This is a genomic window from Mesorhizobium sp. L2C066B000 (assembly GCF_000502335.1).
Lineage (GTDB): Bacteria > Pseudomonadota > Alphaproteobacteria > Rhizobiales > Rhizobiaceae > Mesorhizobium.
This window is the reverse complement of sequence record NZ_AYWZ01000002.1, coordinates 366513-392287: the sequence shown is the minus strand read 5'-3', so window position 1 is coordinate 392287 and position 25775 is coordinate 366513. Positions and strand designations below refer to the sequence as shown.

Annotated in this window: 19 protein-coding genes and 1 tRNA gene; 12 read left to right on the top strand and 8 right to left on the bottom strand. The window is 64.3% G+C overall.

Going from position 1 to position 25775, the window contains the following annotated elements; all coding sequences use genetic code 11:
- The first annotated feature begins 52 nt into the window (after positions 1 to 52).
- Positions 53 to 571 (top strand): GNAT family N-acetyltransferase, encoded by a 519-nt coding sequence (locus tag X733_RS155295; protein WP_023818363.1) that lies wholly within the window; start codon positions 53 to 55, stop codon positions 569 to 571.
- Entirely contained in the window at positions 571 to 1944 is a 1374-nt protein-coding gene (locus X733_RS155300) for a hypothetical protein (RefSeq protein ID WP_031193181.1), read from the top strand. Before X733_RS155295 ends, X733_RS155300 begins: the two co-directional genes overlap by 1 nt.
- 20 nt (positions 1945 to 1964) lie before the next feature.
- Here X733_RS155300 and X733_RS155305 read toward each other — a convergent pair whose 3' ends face one another.
- A complete protein-coding gene (locus X733_RS155305; RefSeq protein WP_023745924.1) occupies positions 1965 to 3728 on the bottom strand; it encodes an adenylate/guanylate cyclase domain-containing protein in 1764 nt (587 codons plus the stop codon).
- A gap of 291 nt (positions 3729 to 4019) precedes the next feature.
- On the opposite strand from X733_RS155305, the gene X733_RS155310 reads away from it, so the two are divergent.
- Both X733_RS155310 and X733_RS155315 read left to right on the top strand, forming a co-directional pair.
- Positions 4020 to 7304, top strand: a complete 3285-nt coding sequence (locus tag X733_RS155310; protein WP_023818362.1) for an adenylate/guanylate cyclase domain-containing protein — start codon at positions 4020 to 4022, stop codon at positions 7302 to 7304.
- Positions 7305 to 7323: 19 nt separating this feature from the next.
- Positions 7324 to 8004, top strand: a complete 681-nt coding sequence (locus tag X733_RS155315) for a redoxin domain-containing protein (RefSeq protein ID WP_023672127.1) — start codon at positions 7324 to 7326, stop codon at positions 8002 to 8004.
- A 20-nt stretch (positions 8005 to 8024) separates the two neighbouring features.
- Here the strand turns inward: X733_RS155315 and X733_RS1000000167090 are convergent, their stop codons facing one another.
- A complete protein-coding gene (locus X733_RS1000000167090; RefSeq protein WP_023818361.1) occupies positions 8025 to 10247 on the bottom strand; it encodes an SAM-dependent methyltransferase in 2223 nt (740 codons plus the stop codon).
- 129 nt (positions 10248 to 10376) lie between these two features.
- A tRNA-Gly gene (locus X733_RS155320) sits at positions 10377 to 10451 on the bottom strand.
- A gap of 216 nt (positions 10452 to 10667) precedes the next feature.
- Between X733_RS155320 and X733_RS155325 the strand changes: the two genes are divergently transcribed.
- The 4 genes from X733_RS155325 to X733_RS155340 all read left to right on the top strand — a co-directional run bounded on the left by X733_RS155325 (position 10668) and on the right by X733_RS155340 (position 13309).
- Positions 10668 to 11165, top strand: a complete 498-nt coding sequence (locus X733_RS155325) for a prolyl-tRNA synthetase associated domain-containing protein (RefSeq protein ID WP_023672125.1) — start codon at positions 10668 to 10670, stop codon at positions 11163 to 11165.
- An 80-nt stretch (positions 11166 to 11245) separates the two neighbouring features.
- The gene (gene trxA, locus X733_RS155330) at positions 11246 to 12253 is read left to right on the top strand and encodes a thioredoxin (RefSeq protein ID WP_023736734.1); all 1008 of its coding nucleotides are present in this window, start codon (positions 11246 to 11248) and stop codon (positions 12251 to 12253) included.
- Between the two features lie 111 nt (positions 12254 to 12364).
- Positions 12365 to 13036, top strand: coding sequence for an LON peptidase substrate-binding domain-containing protein (locus X733_RS155335; RefSeq protein WP_023685086.1), 672 nt, complete (start codon positions 12365 to 12367; stop codon positions 13034 to 13036).
- A 30-nt stretch (positions 13037 to 13066) separates the two neighbouring features.
- Entirely contained in the window at positions 13067 to 13309 is a 243-nt protein-coding gene (locus tag X733_RS155340; protein ID WP_023687636.1) for a Trm112 family protein, read from the top strand.
- Positions 13310 to 13430: 121 nt separating this feature from the next.
- On the opposite strand, the gene X733_RS155345 is transcribed toward X733_RS155340, so the two are convergent.
- The 3 genes from X733_RS155345 to X733_RS1000000170690 are packed head-to-tail and all read right to left on the bottom strand — an operon-like array spanning position 13431 to position 19172.
- Positions 13431 to 16703, bottom strand: a complete 3273-nt coding sequence (locus X733_RS155345; protein ID WP_023818360.1) for an error-prone DNA polymerase — start codon at positions 16701 to 16703, stop codon at positions 13431 to 13433.
- A complete protein-coding gene (locus X733_RS155350) occupies positions 16700 to 18178 on the bottom strand; it encodes a DUF6504 family protein (protein ID WP_023740131.1) in 1479 nt (492 codons plus the stop codon). Before X733_RS155350 ends, X733_RS155345 begins: the two co-directional genes overlap by 4 nt.
- Positions 18120 to 19172, bottom strand: a complete 1053-nt coding sequence (locus tag X733_RS1000000170690; protein ID WP_023730283.1) for a hypothetical protein — start codon at positions 19170 to 19172, stop codon at positions 18120 to 18122. The genes X733_RS155350 and X733_RS1000000170690 overlap by 59 nt, the downstream gene beginning before the upstream one ends.
- Positions 19173 to 19401: 229 nt before the next feature.
- Between X733_RS1000000170690 and X733_RS155355 the strand changes: the two genes are divergently transcribed.
- Positions 19402 to 19824 carry a metallopeptidase family protein gene (locus X733_RS155355; protein ID WP_023818359.1) on the top strand — a complete coding sequence of 141 codons (423 nt, stop codon included), beginning with the start codon at positions 19402 to 19404 and terminating at the stop codon, positions 19822 to 19824.
- Between the two features lie 163 nt (positions 19825 to 19987).
- Here the strand turns inward: X733_RS155355 and X733_RS155360 are convergent, their stop codons facing one another.
- Positions 19988 to 20194 (bottom strand): DUF1737 domain-containing protein, encoded by a 207-nt coding sequence (locus tag X733_RS155360; RefSeq protein WP_023673921.1) that lies wholly within the window; start codon positions 20192 to 20194, stop codon positions 19988 to 19990.
- Between the two features lie 63 nt (positions 20195 to 20257).
- On the bottom strand, positions 20258 to 21139 hold the full coding sequence (locus X733_RS155365; RefSeq protein WP_023818358.1) for a CoA ester lyase: 882 nt from the start codon (positions 21137 to 21139) through the stop codon (positions 20258 to 20260).
- Positions 21140 to 21942: 803 nt separating this feature from the next.
- On the opposite strand from X733_RS155365, the gene X733_RS155370 reads away from it, so the two are divergent.
- The 3 genes from X733_RS155370 to X733_RS155380 are packed head-to-tail and all read left to right on the top strand — an operon-like array spanning position 21943 to position 25764.
- The gene (locus X733_RS155370) at positions 21943 to 23481 is read left to right on the top strand and encodes a DUF4173 domain-containing protein (RefSeq protein WP_023818357.1); all 1539 of its coding nucleotides are present in this window, start codon (positions 21943 to 21945) and stop codon (positions 23479 to 23481) included.
- Positions 23482 to 23485: 4 nt separating this feature from the next.
- Positions 23486 to 24181: a response regulator transcription factor gene (locus X733_RS155375; protein WP_023694561.1), complete on the top strand. Its 696-nt coding sequence runs from the start codon at positions 23486 to 23488 to the stop codon at positions 24179 to 24181.
- A complete protein-coding gene (locus tag X733_RS155380) occupies positions 24169 to 25764 on the top strand; it encodes a HAMP domain-containing sensor histidine kinase (RefSeq protein WP_023694560.1) in 1596 nt (531 codons plus the stop codon). The genes X733_RS155375 and X733_RS155380 overlap by 13 nt, the downstream gene beginning before the upstream one ends.
- Positions 25765 to 25775 lie beyond the last annotated feature (11 nt).

Genomic DNA, 25775 nt, shown 5'->3' with positions numbered 1-25775 from the left:
CGGACGGAAAACCGCTCACACTTTTCCTGGAATTGCTGTAGCCGGAAAAGCCATGACCAGCACGCCACCCCTAGAGAAAATCCAGCCGCAGCTCCGGGCCGTCCGGCCAAGCGATGCCGAGGCGCTTTGCGCTATCTTCAATATGCCGGGCTTCCGCTGGGGCACACTCAGGATGCCATTCGAGATGGTGGAGCAGGTGGAGCGGCGCATCGCCAAGTCCGGCCCGGAAACCACCTGGATCGTTGCCGAGCTGCACGGCAAGGTTGTCGGCCATGGCAGCCTGGTCGCGCAGGGTTCGCCGCGCCGCTCGCATATCGGCGAGATCAATATCGGCCTTGACGATGGTTTTGTCGGCAGAGGCATCGGCTCTGCCATCCTAGGCGCGCTGCTTGACGTGGCCGACAATTGGCGCGCCCTTAAGCGGGTCGAGTTGACTGTCTATGCCGACAACGAACCGGCCATCCGTCTCTACACAAGCCATGGCTTCGAGGTCGAAGGCCGGCATGTGAAGGCCGGTTTTACCGACGGGCAGTACCACGACCTCCTGAGCATGGCCCGGCTGCGGTTCTGATGACCACCGTCCCTGCCCTTGCCCCTCCGGTGGACATTTTGGCCGTGCTGTCGCTGCTCTGCCCCGAGGTCGTGCGTGACATCGAGCAGAACTGGAATGCACCGGTTTCCGATTATGCCCGCCATCTGTGGCGGCCGGTGGCAAGGCCTGGATCGGCCCCGTCGATTGCTGCCCGCTCGATCCTGCGCGACGTCCTGCAGCAGCGCCTTGGTGCGATCATGCAGCCTGAAGCGATCGGCAAGGCCCTCGACGAATTCGACCACAGACCGGTTATCCAGTCCGGCCTGCACTGCCTGCTTCTGATGGATCGCATCACCTTCGATGCCCTGCTGCTTGCCTGGCTCGGCGCGGTCGAAAACAGGCTGTCGGCTTTTTTCGGCTTCATGGGAACGACCATGACCATGGAGACAACCGGCCGGGAGGGGCCGGGATGGCTCGATGTCGGCGACGACAAGGTCAATTTGTTTGGCATGGGGCGCCACAAACTGTGCCGCAAAAGCGCCTGCGCGGCCGGTCCCGTCGCCCTCAACGGGCGCGCGCTCGAAACGGTGGGCAATGAGACGGATGCCAGAAGCTGGCTGGGCACGCTGCTTGCCAGCCAGGACAAGGTGTTTGCAACCGCCGCCGATGCGCTGACAGAACTCAACGAGGATCTGGTCGCCGATTGGGATCGTTCCGGCATGGCTCGGCCGGTTTTCATCGATGATAGGCTGGCCGCGACTGTCGTGTCGCGGCATCTGGAAGATGAAGGCAGCCTTCTTTCCAGGCTGCTCCTCGAGCCCGCAAGGCGCCGGCGTCTCGACCATGCCTTGCAAGAAGCCGCATCTGGCCCATTTGGCAGGTTCCTGCCCAATGCCACGGACTATTTCTGGGGCATCCGCGAGCAGCGCGTGCGCAAGCTCGTCCTCGAGAAGGGGCGGCTGATCGAGCCTGACAGGCCGCATGGTCTTTCCATCCCGTTCGAGCGGCCGCATCTCCAGCAGGCACTGCTGGACGGCCTGCTTTTGCCGGACTTGTTCCTGATGTTCCTTGCCCTTGCCATATTGCCGCGCGTGCGGGTTGTGGGCGGCCTGAGACAGATTGGCTATGTCGCGCTTTTCCACTCGATCCTGCTGGCTGCGCTGGATGAAAACGCGCCAGAAGAGCGCGATCTGGCCGCCGAGCTGCAGGTTCGGGAAAATGCCTGGGGCATGCGGGTCATCGATGAAAAGATCTCGGTCCGCGAGCAGCTTGCCGGCCTGCCGGAAGGGGCGCTCTTCCCGGACCTGCTGCGGCAATACCGGTTGCGGACATTTGCCGAGACGACCGACGACCTGAAACCGGTTCGCGAAAACGCCCGATGGTGCAAGATCGGCCGGGCCTCAGGCCTCTGATCCGGCCGGGCTTTAGCCCGTCATTGCACCAAGCCGGCCTTGCGGAGCCCCTCGACCATCAGTTCGAAATCGGCAGGGTTCTTGTAAGGCAAGACCTTGCGACGATGTTCCAGCGAATAGGCGGGATTAACGCGAAGCAGGTCCTGCCATGCCGCATGGGCCTCCTCCAAACGGCCCAGATGGCCGTAGCATGCGGCCAGAAGCGCACGCGAGACGTCGGTGACAGCGTTGCGAGCCAGCCGTTGCAGCAAGAGGTCGACGGCCTCTTCGTACCTTCCCAGTTGAAACGATGCCAAAGCCTGGAAGTGCAGAAGCACATCCGGGAAGTATGGATTCAAGGTCTTTCCCCGGGCGAAACTCTCTAGCGCCTCCGCGGATCTACCCGAATAATACAGCGCCTCGCCGCGGGCGACGTGCGCTTCGGCGAAGTTCGGATTGAGAGCTATCGCGCGCTCGACCTCGCCGATGGCTTCATCGTGCCGCCGTGTGTAAAGCTTGGCCGATGCCAGCGCCCAGTGCGCCCAGGGATCGCTGTCATCCAGCGTTACCGCTCGCGTTGCTGCCTCTTCCGATTGCGCCATCGAGTCCGACGCACCCCACCTGTTGAGGTAATCGAGCCCGTACGTGAGGGCTAGGAAAGCGTGGGCAGAGGCAAATTTCGGGTCCAGTTCGATGGCCCGCTGCAAGAGCTCGCGGGCCGCGACGTTCGTGTCCTTCGTCAGCCGGTGCCACAGCTCTCGGCCCCGCAGGAAACAGTCATACGCCTCCGGGTTGCGCTGGTGTTCGGGTGCCAGCCGCAGACGGTCATCCTCGGTCAGATTGAGCGCCAGCGCACCGACGATGTGCTGCGTCACGTCATCCTGCACGGCGAATATGTCGGTCAGATCGCGATCGAACCGCTCCGCCCAAAGATGGCCGCCTGAAATTGCATCGATGAGCTGCGCGGTGATGCGTACCTTGTTCCCCGACTTGCGTACGCTGCCTTCAAGGACATAGCGCACGCCGAGCTTCGTGCCGACATCCTGCACATGGACGTTCTGGCCCTTGAAGATGAAGGACGAATTGCGAGCGATGACGAAGAGCTGTGACAGTTTGGACAGCGCCGTGATGATGTCTTCGGAGATGCCGTCGGCGAAGTAGTCCTGTTCGGCATCACCGCTCATATTGGCGAACGGCAGCACGGCGATCGACAGTTTCGGCGGCGCTGCCGCAGCCGGAGGGCTCGTCGCGGTTTGCGAGGTCGCGGCCGCCTTGGCCCCGGCGCCGACTTGCAGCGAATAGACCCGGATCGGCTCGGCGATGTTCTTGAGCTGTGTGCTGCCGAGATCGCTGACCGAGAGGTCAAGCCTGGCCTTGACCTGGCGATAGGCATCCTCGGACAGGCAGATGGCGCCGGGCGCCGCAACGCCCTCCAGACGCGAGGCGATGTTGACGCCGTCACCCATCAGATCGCCATCGCTCTCTTCGACCACATCGCCCAGATGGATGCCGATCCTGAACTCGATGCGGCGCTCCTGCGGTACGCCGGCATTGCGCTCAACCATACCGTTTTGAATCTCAACGGCGCAGCGCACGGCATCGACCACACTGCGAAACTCAACCAGTGCCCCATCTCCGGTACGCTTGATAACCCGCCCGTGGTGCACTGCAATGATCGGATCGATCAGGTCGCTGCGCAGTGCCCGCAACCGCGCCAAGGTACGATCTTCGTCCGCGCTCGCGAGCCGGCTGTATCCGACCACATCTGCAGCCAGGATTGCGGCCAGCTTACGGTTCTCGCTCATGGGTCGCCTCCTCATCTCCATCATAGCAGGAAGACGGCGGGACGAGGGAATTTTCGCGAAATCACGGCCACGCGGCCGCCCGTATCGGCAGTGCTCCACCGCCGAACCCAGACCGATGCTCATTTGCGCTGCCGCTTGCCGGTTGACGACTATCGGTTCATCCTTGTGAATACCCCGGCCGTGACGAGCGTGGCGAGATCACGCGTCATGGCCCAAGGTCAAAGAGATAGAGCATGATGTCGTCCGAAAACCGCTTCACACTCTTCGGCATCATGCTCTGGTGAGGTGTCCATGAACTGCTCGGGCTGCGGTTTCGAGATCGAGGGCGGTTACGCCTTCTGTCCGAAGTGTGGCCGCCGCCAGCCCGTGCCATGCGCCAGTTGCGGCTACGCCTGCGCACCTGATTTCGAGTTCTGTCCTAAATGTGGGGCAAGCGTCGGTGCGTCCGCAAAAGCTGCCGAACGGCCTGCTCCGAGACCAAGCCGCACCATTGCGCAGCCCTCTCGAGCTCCGTCGCCGAACATCGAAAGCGAAGAGGGGCCGCATTCCGTCTCCGACGCCGATCGACGAACGGTAACGGTGCTGTTCGCCGATCTCTGCGGCTTCACGACACTCAGCGAGCAGCTCGACCCCGAGGTCATGCAGGCGGCGCAGAACGAACTGTTCAAGGAATTGACGGCGGCCGTGCAAGGCTTTGGTGGTTTCGTCGACAAATTCATCGGCGACGCTCTGCTCGCCTTGTTCGGTGCGCCGGTCGCGCATGAGGACGATCCGGAACGTGCGCTTCGAGCCGCTCTCGACATGATCGCCCGGACGGCGCGGCTCGGTGAAAGCACCCGCCACTCCGGCTCGCCGCTGCTGCTCCACATAGGCATAAACACGGGTCCGGTCGTTACTGGCGGATTGGGCATCGGCACCGCCAAATCCTATTCGGTGACCGGCGACACGGTGAATACGGCGCAACGCCTGCAATCGCTGGCTGCACCGGGTGAGGTGCTGGTGGGCGAACTCACGCACAGGCTGACCCGGCATGCCTTCTCGTACGAGTCGCTGGGCGATGTCGTCTTTCGCGGCAAGGCTGGCAGTGTGCTCGTCCACCGACTGGATGCACCGCTTGCGGCGCCGCGTGCAGCGCGCGGGCTCGAGGCGCTCGGCCTCAGTGCGCCCATAATAGGTCGTGATGCGGAGCTCAACAGAATGCTGGCGAGCCTTGACTTGGCGTGCGGCGGCTCGGCCCAGCTTGTCCGCCTCGTCGGCGAAGCCGGTATCGGGAAGTCGCGGTTGGTGAAGGAGTTCGTCGCCAGCGTCGGCGACGAGGATCGTTTTCGCAACGTCGCCGTGCGGCAGGCCACGTGCTCACCGCTGGGTGAACAATCATTTGGCGCCCTGGGTGCAGTGGTGCGCAGCGCTGCCGGGATGATGCAAAACGACAATGTGGACGAAATGCGGGGCAAGCTCGCAGCCTTGCTTGCCGATCTCGGCCTGCAGGGCGAGGAGGCGAAGCGGCTGATGCCTTTGCTCTACCATGTGCTTGGCCTCGGCGACCCCGATGCCACCTTGCAGCATGTCGAGCCCGAGCAGCTGCGGCGGCAAATTCTCTACGCGGTCCGCACAATCATGGAACGGCGGCTTGCGTTGTCGCCGCTGTTGATTGTCGTCGAAGACCTGCACTGGGCCGACTCCGTCTCGCTCGAGGCACTGCGTTTCGTGATGGACAGACTGGAACGCACGCGGCTGATGTTGCTGGTCACGCATCGTCCGGCGTCGGACAACGACCAACTCGACTCAAGTCGGGTCAGCCACACAGCGCTCAGGCTTTCGCCGCTCGACAGCGATGACGGACGCCGACTGGTGGCGGCGCTTTTCGGCGAGAGCTGGGTAAACGCCGCAGGAGGGCTTCTCGACCAGATCCTCGAGCGCGCGGGCGGCAACCCGCTTTTCTTGGAGGAGATCGTTCGCGGCCTTATCGATCGCGGTGTATTGGTGCGCGAGGGCCAGCAATGGCGGACCGTGGCAGGCGAAGTCGCAACCGGCATCCCCGCCACGATCCAGGCAATGTTGCTTGCTCGCGTCGACCGGCTGCCGCAAGAGGTGCGCCGGTTGGCCCAGGAAGCCGCGGTAATCGGCCCGCGCTTCGATGCCACGCTTCTGAAAGCCGTGGCAGCCGACCCCGGCCGACTGGAAGCGGGCTGCGAACTGCTTTGCGATGCGGAAATCATCGAGGAAGTTGCCGGATCAGGCTCGGTCTCGTCGCAAAGCTACCGCTTTACGCAAACATTGCTGCAGGACGTGATCTACCAGAATCTGCTCCTGCAACGCCGGACCGACATCCACCGCCGGGTAGGTGCCGCCCTGGAGCAACTGTGCGGCGACAAGCCGGAACGGTTCGAGGATCTGGCCGTGCTCGGTCATCATTTCGCTCAGAGCGCCGAGCGGGAGAGGGGCGCGCATTACCTGCAGGCGGCGGGAGATCGCGCTCGCATGATATACGCCAATGACGACGCCCTTCGTTTCTACGAGCGAGCACTGACTGCGTTGGGCGCGATCGGGCAAACACCGCTCAAACTGGCAATTGCAGAGCGCATTGCCGATTTGAGCGGCCCGGCAGGCCGCCGCGAGATTGCACACCGCCACTACGAGGCGGTGCTGCAGGCCTATCGCGAGTCAGCCGATCGTGTCGCGGCGGCGCGCGTTTTGCGCAAGATCGGTCGGCTGTTTTGGGACGTGGGCAAGCGGGACGACGCGGAATCGCGCTACGCTGAAGCGGCAGCGCTCCTCGATGGAGCGGATGCCCCGATCGAGCAGGCGCATCTCTGGCAAGAACGTGGCCGACAGGCGTTCCGCAGCGGAGATCACACTCTCGCGGCAAAATGGGCAGACGCGGCGCTGGATTGCGTACGCTCTCTGACAACGGAACATGTCTCCGATGATGCCACCCTCGTGACCGCCGAGGCACTTAATACCAAGGCTGTTGCGCTGGCTCGCCTTGGGCGAAACCATGAAGCCGTGCGTGAGGTTGAGCGCAGCATTGAATTGGCCGAAGCCGCCGGTCTGCTGGGCGCGGCCTGCCGCGGCTACACCAATCTCGGGGTGCTCTACACGACCATCGATCCGGCGAAGGCGATGGAGGTCTGTCGGCGCGGTCTTGAAGTGGCGCGCCGTATTGGCGATTTGGGTTTCCAGGCGCGCCTCCTCGCCAATCTGGCGGTAGCTTGTTGTACTTTCACGGATCGCTGTCCAACGGAGGGCGTGCCTGCTGCCGAGAAGGCCATCGAGATTGACCGGGCGCTCGACCAGCGCGAGCACCTGCCAGTGCCGTTGATCGTGCTTGGGCAGATCCACCAGTGCAACGGCCATCCGGAACTGGCGATCGGCTTGTTCCACGAAGCACTGGAGGTAGCCCGCGAAACGGGCGAGCCCCAACTTCTGTTTCCGTGCTATGATGGACTCGCAACGCTTAATCTCGACCTCGACAATCTGGCCGAGGCCGAACGCTACTTTTCCCTGGCGCAGGGTATATGCGCCCAGCACGGGCTCGACCCGGAAGCGCTTGTGGTGCTGCCTTTTCTCGACTAGCCGGGATAGGGGGTTGGACATGTCCGCGCCTAGTGGATTGATACCGCTTCAACCGGGCGACCGGGCGCCGAACCTGATACTCGACGCCATTACCCAGGAAGGCAAGATTGCGCTTGACGACTTTCGCGGGCAAAAACCGGTGCTGGTCGGCCTGTTTCGAGGTCTGCATTGTGCGTTTTGCCGGCGCCACATCGCCGCTCAGGCGCGTCTCGATCCGGAGCTGCGCGAAAAGGGCGTGGAGAGCCTGACGGTGGTCAACACGCCGATCGAACGGGCGCGGCTCTATTTCCGCTACCATCCAATGCCGAACCTGCTTGCGGCGTCGGACCCGGAACGCGCTTCACATCGTGCTTTTGGACTGCCCAATCTCGAATTCACCGAGAACGAGACGAACTGGCCGTACAAGGTCGCGATGGCAGCGGCACAGGACATGCGGGTCGACATACCTGGCGAATTGCCCGGTCCCATGGATCCGATGACAGCCGCCGCAATCCTCGACAAGAAGGACCACTACGAACTGACCGAAGCCGACGAGCAGATGATGGCCACGGGACACGGACAACTGGTTGGTCAGTTCCTGCTGGACCGGCAGGGGATCGTCCGCTGGAGCTTCACGGAGGTCCCGGAGGGTGGGCGATACATGTTTGGCGCCCCAAACCCGAAGGAGCTGATGTCAGCCGTGTCGCAAGTCGCCCAATAATGAACTGACAAGTTCACCGTTTATCCGAGCACGGCCTCGACAGTGGCGACAAAGTCATCGAGCGAGCGGTCGCCGCGAATCTCGATGCGCGGAAGGTCGATGAGATCGCTATGGAGGTCCGCCGGCCCGTGCCTGCGGCCGAAGCCTACTCGATTGCCGCACTCCCTAGCCAGCCGGCCAAGCCGTCGGTCGGTGACGGAGAAGGGGGCCGCGAACGCCCTGGTTGGCCGGCCGGTCCAGCGTTCGATGAACAGACGAGAGCGCAGGAGCTCGGCGGCCAGGTCAGCGCTCGACAGACCATCTATGGCGCGATGCGTCGCCATGTGGCTGCCGAAGAAGGCGCCTTCGGCAGCGAGGCGTCGCACCGTCCCGGCGCCCATAAGCGGCGTCGGCGGACCGATGTCGGTGTCCCACTTTGCACTTTCGCCCACCAGGTCCGTCACCAGGAACACTTCCGCGTTCAGGTCGTTGGCGCGCAAGATCGGCCAGGCATGGTCGGCGAAGTTCTGGAAGCCGTCATCGAAGGTGATGAGCACCGGGCGGCCGACGAAAGGCTGACGGTTGGCGATGGATGCTTCCAGCTGCTCGGAGCCAATGGCGTGAAAGCCATTGGCGCGCAGCCATCCCATCTGGCTGGCGAATGCGGCGGGCGTGAGCCGAAAGCGAGCGAGCGCGGCCGGACCTTCATCGGCAACGCCGTGATACATGAGGACAGGGATATGCTGGCGCTGCTCGTTACGTGCGACGTCGCGGCGCAAGGCTCGCGCCCCACCCCATACGATATTTCGCGCGACGCCGATTTCGATGGGCGCGCGGATCGGCACATGATCGATCACCGGGTCCGTCGCCACATCGCCCGGCGATAGGCGGCGGAAGCGGTCTATGCGGTAGAGCTCGGTCTGGATCGATTGCTCGAGCACCAGGCCTTCGGTCGCTGCCAGCGTCTCGGAGATCGCCTGGGCACCGAATGTGTTCCAGTCGAAGCCCGTCTTTTCGACATTGTCACGCAGCACGAATGCGTGTGCGCTGATGAAACTACCGCCAGGCGCCAACGCCTCGGCAAATTTCTTGGCGATGCGCCGCAACTCGGCGAGATCGTCCAGATAGTAGAGCACCTCCGAACAGAAGATCAGATCCATCTCACCCGGCAGCGTGTCGGCAGCGAAATCGAGTACGCCGAACTCGACATTCGCCTGATTGTTGCATCGGGCGCGGGCTCGCTCGATGGCTATGGCGGAGATGTCGGTTGCGGTCAGATGGCCCACGCGCGGCGCCAGCTGCCGCGTGAAATGGCCCTCCGCACAGGCCAGCTCAAGCGCCCGGCCGATGGGACCGGCAGGCAGGATCTCGATCTGCCGCTCATATTTTTCCTGCTCATAGAGCGAGCTGTAGTTCCAGGGATCCTCGGTCGCGAAATAGCTGTTCCAGAACGCCGTGCGATCCTTGTCGTGCTTGTCCGCGACCCGTGCGCGGCGCGGCGTAACAGGCTCTGACGGTTCAGCGCTCGACCGAACCAGGTCATGCGCCTGTGCGGCCAATTGCGCGAGTTTGCCGAAGTGGCTGTCCTGATCGGGCTCGCTTCCCGCCATGGCAAACGATACCTCGGCTGCAGGCGTGTTTGACGTGGTCGCGCCGGCGCCCTTTTGCGGTGCAGGCGATCCTCCCGCAAGCCGCTCAGCAGGCACTACATCCAGGATCAATTCAATCCAATGATCGCTCGTCACCGTCCCGAGTGCACCGAACTGCACGACAGCCTCGATCCGGCCATCCAGCATCAGATGGGCATAGATCTGATCGATGCCTTCCGGCAGTTCGGTCGCGGTCGGATTGCGAGCGTCGACGCGAATTCCGAGCGTTCGCGCCAGCCTGCGCGGCGTGGCAAGATCGTCGGGTTCGAGAAGCATTTGCTCAAGCTGGTACTGGACGCGGCGAGCCGCTGCGGGATTGTCCCAGATCTTGCCGAGTTCGATGATCAACGCGGTGGTTGCGCTGCCGAACCTCGCCCATCCGGCAGCCAATTGCGCCGGCACCGACAGGCTTCCTGCCATGAGGCCATCGAAGATTACCTTGGCAATCTCATGCGCCCACTTGCGTCCCGCCGGGAGTGCGCGCAGGGGCTGCGGGTCGATCAAGCGCGAGCCTGAGCCGCATTCGGACGCGGCGTTCCGCAACGCCAGCCAAGCAAGCGCTTCAGATGCGGTGCCGCCTTTCGCCGAAATTGAACCCGAGGGATTGTGCGCCACGCCGTCTTACCTGCGCCTGGTTCTGAGGGAGAACAAGTGTTCCGCAACGCGCTTACATCGCCGGTCTGGAAAAAGCAAAAGGCGCCCCGAAAGGCGCCTCTTCATCGCTTGATTCCCCCTAGAGGAAACTGGAGCGGGTGAAGCGATTCGAACGCTCGACCCCAACCTTGGCAAGGTTGTGCTCTACCCCTGAGCTACACCCGCTCACACGGCCCTTTGGCCGCAAGCCGGGCCTATATGGCTGAAGAGCGCGGCGATTGCAACAGGGAAATGACGGGCTTTTTGGTCGCGCCAAATCGCTTGGCGGAACCTTGTCGGCCACGCGGGTGGTTCATCGACTTCCCGCATGACGGTCTTGTCTCGGCGGCATCATTGGCCGTAAACGGCTTTGCCGCGCGCCGATACAGGGGAAGACCACCAATGCCGAAGACCGAAGCCGAGCTTTTCGCCTTTCTTGCCGATCTCGGCATATCAGTGTCGACCGTGCGCCATCCGCCGCTCTATACGGTGGCCGATTCGCAGTCGCTGCGCGGCGAGATACCGGGCGGGCACACGAAAAATCTGTTTCTCAAGGACAAGAAGGACAATTTCTTCCTGGTCAGCGTCGGCGAGGAGGCGGTCGTCGACCTGAAGCAGATCCACACGATGATCGGCGCCGCCGGCCGGGTGTCGTTCGGCAAGCCGGAGATGCTGATGGAGCTGCTCGGTGTCATTCCGGGCGCGGTCACCGTGTTCGGGCTGATCAACGACACCGAAAGACGGGTCAAAGTGGTGCTCGACCAAGATTTGATAGCACATGCGACAGTCAACGCGCATCCGCTGACCAATGAGGCGACGACGTCGATCGCGTCCGCCGACCTCATCAGATTCGTCGAGGCAACCGGACATGATGCTGCTATCTTGAAAGTCTCGGCTTGATCGCCACATGGATGGCGAAAACTGACCTCTAGTTAAGGACGTCGCGCTGCTCCGCTGGGCGCGATCGGAAGGGCGACGACATGAGCGACAACAACAATCCGTTTGGCGGCCAGTTCGGCGGCAATTCTGGCCAGTACACCACGTCCGTGCAATATGGCGGCGCCGAGCCGGCCAAGTCGGCACTTGGCCCGACACCCGGCGCAGCACCTGCCGCTGGCGAGCTGATCAAGGACACCACGACCGCCACTTTCGCCGCCGACGTCATCCAGGAATCGCGCAAACAGCCGGTACTGGTCGATTTCTGGGCGCCGTGGTGCGGGCCCTGCAAGCAGCTCACGCCGCTTCTGGAAAAGGCGGTCAAGGCCGCCGGCGGCAAGGTCAAGCTGGTCAAAATGAACATTGACGATCATCCCTCGATCGCCGGCCAGCTCGGCATCCAGTCGATCCCGGCGGTCATCGCCTTCAAGGACGGCCAGCCTGTCGACGGCTTCATGGGCGCCATCCCCGAGAGCCAGATCGCCGAGTTCATCACCAAGGTCGGCGGCAAGGGCAATGGCGCGCCGCCGGTGGCCGAAGCACTGGCCGCGGCGGCGGAAGCGCATGCGGCGGGCGATGCGCAGACCGCAGCCGACATTTACGACGCCATCCTGGCGCAAGCGCCGGAGACGATCGAGGCGATTGCCGGGCTGGGCGAGCTTCTGTTCGAGGCCGGCGACAGCGACGGCGCCGAGGCGCTGCTGGCAACGGCGCCGGAGGCCAAGAAAAATGCGCCGGCACTTGCCGCGCTGCGTGCCAAGATGACGCTGGCTGCGGAAGCGGCAGCACTTGGCAATCCAGCTGAATTCGAGCAGCGACTGGCCGCCAATCCCGGCGACCACCAGGCGCGTTTCGACCTCGCCATGATCCAGAACGCCAGGGGCGAGCGCCATGCGGCGGCCGACAATCTTCTGGCGATTATAAAAGCCGACCGGACGTGGAACGAGGACGGCGCCAGGGCGCAGCTGCTGAAACTGTTCGAGGCCTGGGGCATGACCGACGAGGCGACGCTGGCGGCACGGCGCAAATTGTCGTCGCTGCTGTTTTCCTGAGCCGTTTGCCGGCCAAATTGCCGGGGCGTGGCTGTCGGGCCTTGCGGTCGGCGGCCGCCGCGCCAGATTAGGCCGATAACATCGCGCCCGAAGCGGGTCGGAGGAGTGAAGGTGCAGGTCGGAAACGCATTTTACCGGGTCGGCAAGGATCTGCCGGCAACCATTCCGGTGTTTCCGCTTGCCGGCGCGCTGCTGCTGCCGGGCGGGCGCATGCCGCTCAACATCTTCGAGCCGCGCTACCTGCAGATGGTGGATGAGGCGATCGCCGGCGCGCGGCTGATCGGCATCGTCCAGCCCAGCCTCAATGGCGCGTTGCGCGCCGACGGGGAGCCGGAACTGTGCAATGTCGGCTGCGCCGGGCGCATCATCTCGATGGCCGAGAGCGGCGACGGCCGCTATCTGGTTTCGCTGCAGGGCGTCTGCCGTTTCCGCATCACCAGCGAATTGCCGGTGAAGACGCCTTTCCGGCAATGCAAGCTGGCGCCGTTCCTCACCGATCTTGCCGAAGACCAGGCGGCAAGCGAGGTCGACCGGCCGGCGCTGTTGAAAGCGTTTCGCGCTTATCTGCAGGCCAACGATCTCGAAGCCGATTGGGAAAGCGTCAGCCGCGCCGAGAACACCATGCTGGTCAATGCGCTGTCGATGATGGCGCCCTACGGACCGGCCGAGAAACAGGCGCTGCTGGAGGCGCCCGACCTGAAAGCCCGCGCGGAGACGCTGATCGCCATCACCGAAATGGCGCTGGCGCGCGAGAATGAGGACTTTGGCTCCAGCCTGCAATAAGGGCTGAGCCGATGGCTGAAGGGGGATCCAATGGCTGCGGATGGGCGTGACGGCAAGTCGGTCAATGTCGATCCAAAATTGCTGGAGCTGCTGGCCTGCCCGCTGACCAAGGGGCCGCTGGCCTGGGACCCGGTGCGCGGCGAGTTGATCTCGCGGATCGCCAAGCTCGCTTATCCCGTGCGCGACGGCATCCCGATCATGCTGCCCTCGGAGGCGCGGACGATTTCGGCGGAAGACGTGCTGTCGCCGCCGCGATTGGGTGGGCCGGGCTGAGGGACCAGGGGTGGTTCAAACGGACCTCAGCCTAAGAAGCCATTCTGTTGGCGATCCTTCGCGCCCCCCTCTGCCCTTGCCGGCATTAATGTCATGGGCTCCCGACCGCCCTGCACTTGCCCTACTGAAAATTCCGCCCCTTGGGCATGACCCTTTCAGCTTTGTCCGAGAGGGTGGCAATGTCGGGCCGGGCAGCCGGCGTCATCTCTTCCAGCAGCACCGTCAGCCACGGTGTCAAATCCTCGATCTTTTCGGCGACGATGTGGATGACGTCGGATTCCGACTGCAGCTTGCCGGTGACCTTGACGAAGCGCGCGCCCATGACGATGGGCCGGAAACGGGTAAAGGTCCGCTCCCAGAAAATGACGTTGGCGACGGCCTTGTCGTCTTCTAGCGTCAGGAAGATCGCATTGCCCTTGCCGGGCCGCTGCCGCACCAGCACCAGGCCGGCGACCGAGACCCGCCTGCCGTCGCGCACCGAGCCGAGATTGGCATTGGGAATGACGCCGGCGCGGTCGAGCCGCTCGCGCAGAAAGGCGACCGGATGCGCCTTCAGCGACAGGCCGAGCGCGCGGTAGTCGTGGATGACGTGCTCGCCGAGCGGCATTGTCGGCAGTTTTGTCTCGGGCTCGAGTTCGCGCAGCCGGATCGCCGGCTGGTCGAACAGCGGCAGCCGTTCGGCGGCGCTCTTGCCATCCAGCGCGCGCACCGCCCACAAGGCTTCACGACGATCGAGGCCGAGTGAGCGGAAGGCGTCAGCCTGCGCCAGTCTTTCGATTTCGCCGACATCGAGGCCCGAGCGCAGCCAGACATCCCTGACGCTTGTATAGCCGGCGCCGCGCCGCGCGGTGAAAGCTTCCATACGCTTCTCGGCCAAGCCCTTGATCTGACGGAAGCCAAGCCGGACGGCGTACCGGGTCTTGATGACACCGCGCATTTCGGCATGGCGCGCCAGGATGCGGCCCGGATCGAATTGGGCTTTCTCCAGGGTGCAGTCCCAGTCGGAAAAATTGACGTCGACGTCGCGGATGTCGACGCCATGGTCGCGCGCGTCGCGCACCAGCTGGGCCGGCTGGTAAAACCCCATCGGCTGCGAATTCAGGATCGCGGCGCAGAACACGTCGGGATAAAAGGTTTTGAACCAGCAGGAGGCATAGACGAGCAAAGCGAAGGAGGCGGCGTGGCTTTCGGGAAAGCCGTATTCGCCGAAGCCTTCGATCTGCTTGAAGCAGCGCTCGGCGAAGTCCTTGGTGTATCCCTTGCCGACCATGCCGTCGATCATGCGCTGGCGGTAATTGCCGATGGTGCCGGTGCGCTTGAAGGTGGCCATGGCGCGGCGTAGTTCGTCGGCTTCGCCGGGTTTGAAACCACCGGCGACGATTGCAATATTCATCGCCTGTTCCTGAAACAGCGGCACGCCGAGTGTCTTCTTGAGAATAGCCTCCAGCTCTGGCTTTTGATATTCAGCCGCTTCCTTGCCCTGCCGACGGCGCAGATAGGGGTGCACCATGTCGCCCTGGATCGGGCCGGGCCGCACGATCGCCACCTCGATGACCAGGTCGTAGAATTCGCGCGGGCTTAGACGCGGCAGCATCGACATCTGCGCGCGCGATTCGATCTGGAAGACGCCGAGCGTGTCGGCGCGGCAGATCATGTCGTACACGTTGTTCTCTTCCGGCGGCAGGGTGGCCAGCACATAGGGTCGGCAGTAATCATCCCGGGCCTTCGGATAATGGTCGGTGAGCAAGGTGAAGGCGCGCTTCAGGCAGGTCAGCATGCCAAGCGCTAGAATATCCACCTTCAGGATCTTCACCGCGTCGAGATCGTCCTTATCCCACTCGACCATCTTGCGCGCCTCCATCGCCGTCTTGACGATGGGGACGATCTCGTCGAGCCGGTCGCGGGTAATGACGAAGCCGCCGACATGCTGCGACAGATGCCGGGGAAAGCCCATGATCTCGTTGGCGTGGGCGATCACATGCCTGGTCGAGGTCTCGTTGCGGTCGAGGCCGCCGGCATGGGCCTCCTTCTCGCCGAGCTCCGAGGTCGACCAGCCCCAGATCGAACTGGAGAGCGCACTGCGGACATCGTCCGACAGGCCCATGGCCTTGGCCACCTCGCGCAGCGCCGAGCGGCCGCGATAGCTGATGACGGCGGCCGCCAGCGCGGTGCGCTTGGCGCTGTATTTGGAGTAGATGTACTGGATCACCTCCTCACGCCGCTCATGCTCGAAGTCGACGTCGATGTCGGGCGGCTCGTTGCGTTCCTCGGAAATGAAGCGCTCGAACAACGTGTCGATGCGCTCGGGGCCGACCTCGGTGATGCCGATGCAGTAGCAGACGATCGAGTTGGCGGCCGAGCCTCTGCCCTGGCACAGAATGCCCTCATTGCGGGCGAACTGGACGATGTCGTAAACGGTCAGGAAATAGCGCGCATAATTCAGACGCTCGATCAGAGCGAGCTCCTCACTGATGCGCTGCAAGACGGAAGCGGGGACGCCCGCCGGATAGCGCGTGGCGGCCCCCTCCCTGGCCAGACGCTCTAGCTCGGCCTGCGGCCCAAGCCCTGATTGCGTCGGCTCGTCGGGATAATTGTACTGGAGGTCGCTGAGCGAGAAGGTCAGTTCGCCGGCAAAGCGCAGCGTCTCGGCCAGCGCCCGTGGATGGGGGCGGAAGAGACGGGCCATTTCCAGCGGCGGCTTCAGATGGCGCTCGGCGTTGGCCGTCAGCTCCACCCCGACCTCGGCGACCGGCAAATTGAGGCGGATGGCGGTGAGCACATCTTGCAGCGAGCGGCGCTCGGCGCTGTGATAAAGCACGTCGTTGGTCGCCATCAGCGGCACGCCGACGATGTCCGCCATGCCCGCCGCCTGCTCGATGCGGAAACGGTCATTGCCGCGATAATCCGGCGCCATGCCTAGCCGCAAATTAGCGCCGAAACGGTCTTTCAGTTGACGGACCAATGCCAGGGGATCGTCGGCATTCGCCGAGAGATCCGGCAGCACCGCCAGCGACAGCAGGTCGCCCCATTCGAGCAGGTCGCTGCGCTGGAGAAGGGTCGCGCCCTTCTCGTTTTCATCGCGCAAATTGGCTTGCGTCAGCATGCGGCAGAGATGGCCCCAGCCCTTGCGGTTCTGCGGATAGGCGAGAATGTCCGGCGTGCCGTCGCCGAACACCAGGCGGCAACCGGGGTGATAGGCGAGCTTCTCGACCTTGGCCTGCTGCCAGGCGCGCACGACGCCGGCCACCGTGTTGCGGTCTGCCAGTCCGATCGAGGAAAAGCCGAGGAATTTGGCCGCCACCACCAGCTCCTCCGGCTTGGAGGCGCCGCGCAGGAAGGAGAAGTTCGACTGGATGCCGAATTCCGCATAGGGGATGACGGTCAGCGCGTTCATGCGAAGACCCCATGCATGAACCAGCGCGGCGGCACCTGCGGGTTGCCATAGAGGCCTTGCCGGTAGAGCCAGTAGCGGCGGCCGTCGGCATCCTCGATCCGGAAATAGTCACGCGTCGATGTGAGCGGATCGCTTGACGTTTCACGCCACCATTCCGGCGCGATGCGTTCCGGCCCCTCGGCGCGCGCGACCCGGTAGAGCGCGCGGCGCCAGCGGAAATTCATCGGCGGACCCTCAGGCATTTCGGTGGCCGGCACCTCGATCGGCTCGGGCGAACGGAACAGCCGGATCGGCCGTTCCGGCGGGAAGATGGTTGCGCGCGGCGCGTCTTTCGAGCCCGGCTTCCTGAGCGGTGTTTTGCGTTGTGGCGCTTCCGAGAACGGGATGGTGGCGATGGCGCGCTCCGGCAGATGGCTCTCGAGGGCGACCGGTTTCAGCACCGCACTGTCGCCGAGCCTGGCGCGGATGCGGTCGGCAAAGAGTGCCATGTCGGCGCCGTCATCCTCGGCCTCGCCGGTCAAATCGGCCTGCTGCATGTCGAAGCCGGCGGCCGCCAGCACCGAAAGCCGAACCAGGTCGAAGCCGTAGCCGGCATCGATGTCCTGTTCGAGCGCGGCCAGCCGCTCATGGAAAAGGCGCTGGATCAGCTTCGGTTCGCGCAGCGGACGCGAGGTGCCGACAGCGATGCGGCTGACGGCGCCGTCGACGCGAAACAACAGCAGCGCCAGCATCCTTGCGCCCTCGCCGCGGCGTTCGAGATCGGCCTTCAGCGTCACCGCCAGCAAGAGCACCAGCCGTTCGATCTCGGCGGTCAGCACGACCGGCTCGGCCAGGTGGCGTTCGACCGAAAGCGAGGCCACCGGCAGGCGCGGCGATACCGCCTCGTCGAGGCGGCCGAGCGCCTGGTCAAGACGCAACAGCAAGGTCGCGCCGAAACGGCGGGCGAGCGGCGCGCGCGGCGCTGCCATGACCGCGCCGGCGGTGCGCAGACCGACGCTTTCCAGGCTGGCGCGGATATCGGCCTCGATGCGCAGTGCGGCCAGCGGCAAGGGGGCGAGCAGCGCTTCTTCCTCGCCGGAGACAACGATGCGGTCGCCGCAAAAGCGCGCTGCCGCCCAGGCTGCACCCGGCGTCGCGGCCAACCCGGCGCGGACATCGAAACCCTGCTGGAAAAACCGCGCAAGGATGTCGTCCAGCATGGCGCGCTCGCCGCCGAACAGGTGGGTACAGCCGGTGACGTCGAGATAAAGCCCGTCGACGCCGTCAAGCGCCACCAGCGGCGTATAGCGGTCGCACCAGTCGGCGAGGCCTTCGAGCAGCCGGCGGTCGGCCTCCGGATCGGCCTCGACAATGTCGATCGAGGGATGCATGGCACGGGCGTCGGCAATGCCCATGCCAGGCTTCAGATGCAGCGCCTCAGCCCGCTCGTCGAGGGCCGATATGCGCTGGGCGTTGCGGTCGCGATGGCTGATCACGAGCGGTGGGTGAGATGGCGGCAGATGATCCGAAGGCCGGGAACGCCACGACCGTCCCAGGCGCTGGCGCAGGATCCGTTCTGCCGCCAGATGCGGGAACCACAGCGACAGAATTCTCTGCCCGTTTTTCGCGGGGCTTTCTTTCTTCGAATGCGTGTTCATCGGGGTTCCACTCCAGTGTGAATTGTCCAGGCAGAGCGGTGCGGCTCTTGCCGATGCTGACGGTGAAGGCAGGCCGGCCGATCGAGCCGGCGAGCGACCCGGCGATCGTCCGGCGGCTCGCCGCTGGTGCAGCCGACACGATGAGGCGCACCGGGGCGGCGGTCGGCTCGGCTTCGCCAGCCTGGCGCAGCAGGAACACCGGCCGGCCGGCGTTTTGGGCGCGCGCGTGCAGCCGGCGCGTCGCGGTGAGGTCGAGCCGCTGCGGGCTGCCACGGATTTCGAGGATGATTGCGGCGAGCGCCGTCATCTTCGCGGCCTCCTCGGCTACCCACAGCGCATCGGTGAGTTTCGGCGCCTCGGAAAACAGCAATTGCTCCGGTGCGAGACCGAACATGCCCTGCAATCCCCTGGCATAGGGAAAGCCGGCCTCGCGAAAAATCTCCGATGTGCCGATCCACAGCACGGGCAAGGGCTGGCCCTTGAGGATCAGGCTGACAAGCGACAGCACAAAACCGGCGACGGCCCCGGCATTGCGGGTCTCAAGGCCATGGATTTCGCTCAAGGCGGCTTTCGGAAGGCCGCCGCTCAGCGCCGCATCGAGGCGCTCGACGCCGGTGGCCAGGAAAGCATCCGGCGAAGCCACGGCAAGCCCGCGCCGGATGATGGTGACATCGGCATCGGGTTCAGGCGCGGCGTCGAGACCGCCGCCAGGACCCGCGCGCAGCCCCTCGCCAGCCGGCGCGGCCAGGCGCTCGGGCAGCGTTCCCTCGATCTTCGCGATCTGGCGGCGCAGGGCAAAAACAGTCTCCCGCGCCACGGCTGATGTCGCCATGACGGTCAATTTCTCTCACAATTGTTCCTGTTATGTTCCTATAGATTCCAGAGGGTGCCGGAAGAGTCAAGCGGAGTCAGAAGGAATTTATTCCTTGATCAAAGGTGGCGAGGCCAACCTTGGACTTTGGTCGCAGCCATTCGGCGCAAAGAAACAGTCATTGGCCAGGTACCCGTCCATTTGCCGAGTCCGGAGGGAAAGCCTATATGCCGGGATCAAAGGACAAAGCATGGCCCGCATCTACAAGACCCGCACCTGGCACGATGAACTCTCGCCTTCGATCGAGGAGATCGAGTTTCTGGCGCTGGAGGCGTACGCACATCTGCCCGACGATTTTCGCAAGCTGACCGGCGAGATCGTCATCATGATCGCCGAATTCCCGACCGACGAGATCATGGACGATCTGTCGCTGGAGACGCCGTTCGACCTGCTCGGCCTGTTCGAGGGCCGCGGCATCGCCGAGCGCTGGAACCCGCAGACCGGCGAAGGCCCGAACCGCATCACCCTCTACCGCCGCGCCATCCTCGACTACTGGGCCGAGAACGAAGAGACGCTGGGCGACATCGTCACCCACGTGCTGATCCACGAGATCGGCCACCATTTCGGCCTGTCGGATGATGATATGGAGAAAATCGAAGAGGCGGCGGAGTGAGGCTGCGCCGATATTCAGGTGAAGCCGGCCTGCGAACGGCAGCTTCCTGCGCTTCCGGTGCTCGCGTACTTTAAGTACGCTCCGCTCCGGTTCTCGGAAACCACTGTTCTCGGCTCGGCCTGACCTGAATCTCGACACAGCCTGCGTCCGTGCCTGGCAAAGCCTACCAGTCGCTCAGCTTGGTATCCGGCCCGTATTCCTGGCCGTCGATATCCTTCACCACCGCCTGGCCGCAGCGCATCGATTTGGTCTTCTTGTCATAGGCGTAGGTCGGCGAGCCGTACAAATGCCAGCCCTTGTTCAGCGCCGCGGTTACCTTGTGACAGAAGGTGGAATCATCGGGGGCGGACAGAAAGCGGTAGAGTCTCATGGGTCAGGTCCTGTCGTAAGTTCTGTCTTGTAGGGCGGGATATTCCGAAGCCGGCTTAGGCAATCATGCGCCGATGGCGGCGGCCTTCGCCAGCAGTTTTTCGGCTTGCACCAGGTGCAGCCGTTCGACCATCCTGCCATCCAGCGCAATCACGCCCTTGCCGGCATTTTCGGGCAAGGCGAAAGCCTCTTTCACCGCGTGCGCCTCGGCCAAGGCTTCGGGCGCGGGCGCAAAGGCGCGGTTGGCGGTTTCGATCTGGGCGGGGTGGATCAGCGTCTTGCCGTCGAACCCCATGGCGGCGGCTTCCGTGCATTCGCGCGCAAACGCGTCGAGGTCGCGAAAATCGTTGGAGACGCCGTCGAGTATGTCGATGCCGCCGGCTCGCGCCGCCAGCACCATCTGCATCAGCCAAGGCACGAGGTAGCGCCGATCAGGCGTCGCCAGAATGCCGGTTTCCTTGACCAGATCGTTCGTTCCGGCAACGAAACAAGCTAGGCGCGAGGCCGGGTCGCGGCCGAGTTCGGCAATGGCGCCGATGTTGAGCATGGCCTTGGGCGTCTCGATCATCGCCCAGAGCTTGACGCTGTCGGGGGCAAAATTGTCGTCGAGCACGTCGCCGACTTCGAGGATATCGCGCGGCGTGGCGACCTTGGACAACAGGATGCCGTCGGGCTCGGATTTTGCCGCGGCGAGCAGGTCTTCAGTGCCCCATTCGCTGGACAGCGCGTTGACGCGCACGATCATCTCGCAGCGGCGTTTCGGTCGGCTGGCGAAAATGCCGGCCAATTTGCCCCGCGCGGCGACCTTGTCGGCGGGCGCAACGGCGTCCTCGAGGTCGATGATCACGGCATCGCAGGCCAGCGTCGCGATCTTGGCCAGCGCCTTGTCGTTGGAGGCGGGGACGTAAAGCACCGAGCGGCGCGGGCGGTAAGGTTCGCTTGTCATGGCCGATCTATGCCGCGTGTGGGCGGGGGAGGCAAGCGTCCGACCGGTACCTGATGACGAGCCAACCGCGAAAGCTTGCGCTGCCCCGCCCGTCCCGCAGCAGTTGCGGAAGGGGGGCCTTTCCTCTCCCCCGTCGATCGGGGGAGAGGTGTCGAGCGAAGCTCGACGGAGTGGGAGTCGATCTGTGGCGGTCGACTTTCGTCGCAACTCACCCCCGCGAACGNGCTTGCGCTGCCCCGCCCGTCCCGCAGCAGTTGCGGAAGGGGGGCCTTTCCTCTCCCCCGTCGATCGGGGGAGAGGTGTCGAGCGAAGCTCGACGGAGTGGGGGTCGACGGAGTGGATGTCGACCCTCGGGGCGCAAGGCGAGGCGATGTTTGCACCGAATGCCCTTCCTGTGTCCGTTCGCGGCGATTGCCAGGTGGTTCCCCCATTCCGTCTCGGCTTCGCCGAGCCACCTCTCCCCCCTCCTGAGGGAGAGGAAAGGAGCCTGGCTGGGACAGCGCCAACGTCCGGAAAGATGGCGGGCAGCGCCCCGGCCGTAAGCGCAGGTCCTGCACGAAAACTGCACATCCCTGCGGAAAACCTCCTCCGCTCCGCCCCGCCGTTTCCATGCGAGCCCGCGACAACAGCGGCATGCAACAGCGAAACGCTCACCTTTGGTCCTTGCCCTATCGCCTGCGCAGCGAAAGCTGGTGGTTGGTCGATCCGCCCCGGACGCAGGCCCGCCCGTACCTGGAAGCGAGCCTGCTCCCTTTTATCCGCCCACCGGCCGAGCGGACCCAGCCCATCAGGAAAATCCGCGCATGACATCGTTTGCAAGCTTTTCCAGCCGCTTCGGCATCGCCGTCCTGCTCGTGGCGCTGGCGGATTTTTTCTTTTACGGCCAGCCCGCCGGGATCACGGTGCTGCTGTTTGCCATCCTGATCGCCGGCGCGGTGGTCGCTGTGCATCCTGCCGCACTGAATTCCACCCGACCCTGGCTCAAGCCGGCCGCTTTGTTGGTCGCGCTGCTGCCGCTGGCCGAGAACGTCAGCCCGCTGTCGGTGGCGATAGCTGTCGTGGCGCTGGTGGTGTTTGCGCTGTCCCTGTCCGGGCGGCTGCGGCACGGCATCGCCCGCATTGCCGGCCAGGTCGCGCTGTTCCTGCTGGCGGCGCCGCTGCGCCTTATCCGTGACTTTTTCCAATGGCGCCGCACGGTGCGCCGGCTTGGCGGCCGCCGCATCCACCTGGCGTCCATCATCGTCTGGGTCATGCCGGTGACGCTGGGCGCGGTGTTCCTGCTGTTGTTCGGCACCGCCAATCCGGTCATCGAATACTGGCTGTCGCTGATCGACCTGATGAAGCTGCTCGATCTCATCCAGCTGGCGCGGATCGTCTTCTGGCTGTTCGTGCTCGCCGGCGTCTGGGCTTTCCTGCGGCCTCGCCTGCCGCGCTTGCTGCGCCGACCCCCACGCCGCCTTCCACCTTTGGCGCCGCCTGCAGCCGTGGCCGCACCGGCCGCGACAAAATCCGCCACCACGATCGAGGCCGTCGTCTTCGGCAAGGCCGCGATCTTGCGCGCGCTGATCGTCTTCAATGCCCTGTTTGCGCTGCAGACCGGGCTCGACGCCGCCTATCTCTGGGGCGGGGTCGCCCTTCCCGACGGGTTGAGCTATGCCGCTTATGCGCATCGCGGCGCCTATCCGCTGATCGCCACCGCGCTGCTGGCCGCCGGCTTCGTGCTGGCGGCGCTGCGGCCGGGCAGCGAAACGTCAAGCGATCCGCTGATCCGCCGACTGGTCTATGCCTGGGTGGCGCAGAACATCGTGCTGGTCATTTCGTCGATTCTCAGGCTCGATCTCTATATCGGCGTCTATGCACTGACCTACTGGCGCATCGCGGCTTTCGTCTGGATGGGGTTGGTGGCGTCAGGGCTTGTACTGATCATTGCCCGCATCGCGCTTGGAAAATCCAACGAATGGCTGCTCTCCGCCAATCTTGCGACGTTATCGGCGACGCTTTATGCCTGCTGCTTCATCAACTTCGCCGCAATGATCGCCAATTTCAATGTCGACCATTCCCTTGAAATGACCGGCGACGGCACGCCTATCGATACCGAATATCTGCGCTCGCTCGGCGCTGCCGCCATGCCGGCGCTGGACCGCCTCTACATGCACCAATTCGGAAACCAAACCACCTGTCTGGCCGACCAAATGATGATCGACGACACTATCGCCGAGCAGAAGCAGTGGCGCGCCTGGAGCTTTCGCGGCTGGAGGCTCCTGCAGGTTCTCGACAAGAGAGGTCCGCTCGTGCTTCCTCCACCTACCCAGCCCTCGCAACCTTCAGTGCCGGACCGTTAGATCCATGCCGCATCAGATCCTGGTCGCCGACGACGATCCGCACATTCGCGAGATCATCTGCTTTGCGCTGGAGAGGGCCGGGATGAAGACGCAGGCCGTCGCTGACGGCGCAGCCGCCCTGCAGGCGATCGAAGGCCGCGAGCCCGACCTCGTCGTGCTCGATATCGGCATGCCGGAGATGGACGGGCTGGAAGTCTGCCGGCGGCTGAGGCAGCGCTCCGATGTGCCGATACTGTTCCTGTCGGCGCGAGACGAGGAGATCGATCGCATCCTCGGGCTCGAAATGGGCGGCGACGACTATGTGACGAAACCGTTCAGCCCGCGCGAGCTGGTGGCGCGCGTCAACGTCATCCTGCGCCGCGCCCGCCCGGTGGCGCCGGACCCCGCCGATGACAAGAACTTTGCGCATGGCAAGCTCAGCCTGGTGCCGGCCAGCCACGGCGCCAGTTTCGACGGCAAGGCGCTGGCGCTGACGGCGATCGAATTCTCGATCCTGAAAGGATTTCTGGCGCGGCCGGCGCATGTGCTGGGCCGCGACCTGGTGGTCGCCAGCGCCTATGCCGCCAACATCCATGTCGCCGACCGTACCGTCGATAGCCACATCCGCAACATCCGCGCCAAGCTGGCGGCGGCGGGCTGTCTCGACGCCATCGAAACCGTGCATGGCGTTGGTTTCCGGCTCGGCCGATGCGGCGCCTGAGCGACGCCAAATGGATCGGCACCAAATGGCGGCCAAGGCTGGCCACGGTGGTCCTCGCCATCCTCATCATGGTGCTGGCGCTGCCGCTGGTCGGCCTGTTCTTCTTCCGGCTTTATGAAAACCAGCTGATCCGCCAGACCGAGGGCGAGTTGATCGCGCAAGGCGCCGTCATCGCCGCCATCTATGCACAGAATATCAGTGACGCCGCCATTGCCCCGGAGAAGCTAGGGGTGCCGATGCAGGCTGACAGCGGCGATGCCAGCCGCGGCGACGACTCGCCTTACCAGCCGATCGAGCCGAGCCTCGATCTCGCTTCCGACTATCTGCTGCCGACCCGGCCCGCCGGCATTGCCGCCGCCACCGATCCAGCCTTCACGGCCATCGGCGCGCGACTGTCCGGCATTCTCGACACGACGCAAAAAACCACGCTGGCCGGCTTCCGGCTGCTCGATCCCAAGGGCGTCGTCATTGCCGGGCGCGACGAGGTCGGACTATCCCTGGCCAATGTCGAGGAGGTGCGCGAGGCCCTTGCCGGCCGCTATGCCAGCGCATTGAGGCAACGAATCCCCGATCAGCCGCCGCCGCCGCTCTATTCGGTCAGCCGCGGCACGAAAGTTCGTGTCTTCGTCGCCATGCCGATTGCGGTCGCTGGCCACGTCGCCGGCGTGATCTATCTCTCCCGGACGCCGAACAACATCGTCAAACATCTCTATGGCGAACGCGGCAAGGTGACGCTGGCGGCCATTGCCATGCTGTTCGGCACGCTGCTGATCGCGCTGGTCTTCCTGCGCACCGTCAGCCGGCCGATCTACGCGCTGATGGAGCGCACCAGGCGCATCGCCGCCGGCGACCGCGACGCGATCCGGCCGCTCGACCATCACGGCACGCGCGAAATGGCGGAGCTGTCCGCCGCCTTTCTCGACATGGCCGAAAAGCTGCAAGCGCGCTCCGACAGCATCCAGACTTTTGCCACCCATGTCTCGCACGAGCTCAAATCGCCGCTGACGGCGATCCAGGGCGCGGCCGAGCTGCTGCGCGATTCCGGCGAGGCGATGGATGCCGCCGAGCGCAAGCGGTTCTCCGGCAACATCGTCAATGACGCCGGCCGGCTCAATCTGCTGGTGCGTCGCCTGCTCGACCTGGCGCGCGCCGAAAATCTGGCGCCGAGCGGCGAAAGCACATCGCTCGATGCAGCGCTGGCGCTGCTTCCGGTCGATGGCCGGCTGGCGGTCAACATTGAGGCGGGTGGCGAAATCGGCCTGCGGATATCAGCCGAGAATGCGGCGATCGTGCTTGCCAATCTGATCGACAATTCGGCCAGGCACGGAGCCACCCAGGTTCTTCTCTCTGCGGCCACCGCCGACGGCAAGGCGACCGTTGCGGTCAGCGATGACGGCGCCGGTATTTCGCCGAGCAACAGGGCCCGCATTTTCGAGCCGTTCTTCACCACGCGCCGTGAGTCCGGCGGCACCGGCATGGGCCTCGGCATCGTGCTGGCCCTCCTGAAAGCGCATGATGGCACGATCGCGCTGGTTGACTCCGGACGCGGCACGCGCTTCGAGATCATTGTGCCGGCGGCGTGAAGCATACCGGC